Source organism: Pseudomonas sp. ANT_J12 (assembly GCF_008370045.1).
Taxonomy (GTDB): domain Bacteria; phylum Pseudomonadota; class Gammaproteobacteria; order Pseudomonadales; family Pseudomonadaceae; genus Aquipseudomonas.
In genome coordinates, this window is the sequence record NZ_VOBN01000056.1 from 1 (window position 1) to 807 (window position 807).

The 807-nt window shown below is 62.8% G+C and carries 1 protein-coding gene; it reads left to right on the forward strand.

Annotation, left to right across the window (positions count from 1 at the left end; translation table 11 throughout):
• Positions 1–807: immunoglobulin-like domain-containing protein (locus FQ192_RS33865; RefSeq protein ID WP_149662285.1), on the forward strand; the 807-nt coding region annotated here is incomplete at both ends.

An 807-nucleotide genomic window follows, 5' to 3' on the forward strand; every position in this document is an offset into this window, starting at 1 on the left:
TCACCCTGAACAGCGGCAAGGTGATCACCATTGCCGTCGGTGAAAGCTCCGGCAGCCTGCCGGTCATCGCGGGCAACGACGTCTACAAAGGCCCGACCACCGTGGCCGAATCCATCAAGGATGCGGCCGGTGGCAACCTCGAAGCCGTTGCACCGAACAAAACGCCGGTCACCACTACGGTGAATGACGTCAATGACGCAACGACCGTGACGTTGACCGCCTCGCCGACCGTGAATGAAAACGGCACCATCACGTACACCGCGACCCTGACCGATGCCAAAGGCAACCTGGTCACCGCGCACAACGACCCAGTGACCGTCACCCTGAACAGCGGCAAAGTGATCACCATCGCCGTCGGCCAGAGCTCCGGGATCTTGGCCGTGGCGGCCGGCAACGACGTCTACAAAGGCCCGACCACCGTTTCCGAATCGATCAAGGATGCCTCGGGCGGGAATTTGGAAGCCGTCGCGCCAAACACCACGCCAGCCACGACCATCGTCAGCGACGTCAATGACGCGACGACCGTGACGTTGACCGCCTCGCCAACCGTGAATGAAAACGGCACGATCACCTACACCGCGACCCTGACCGACGCCAAAGGCAACCTGGTCACCGCGCACAACGACCCAGTGACCGTCACCCTGAACAGCGGCAAGGTGATCACCATCGCCGTCGGCCAGAGCTCCGGGATCTTGGCCGTGGCGGCCGGCAACGACGTCTACAAAGGCCCGACCACCGTGGCCGAATCCATCAAGGATGCGGCCGGTGGCAACCTCGAAGCCGTTGCGCCGAACAAAACGCCGGTCA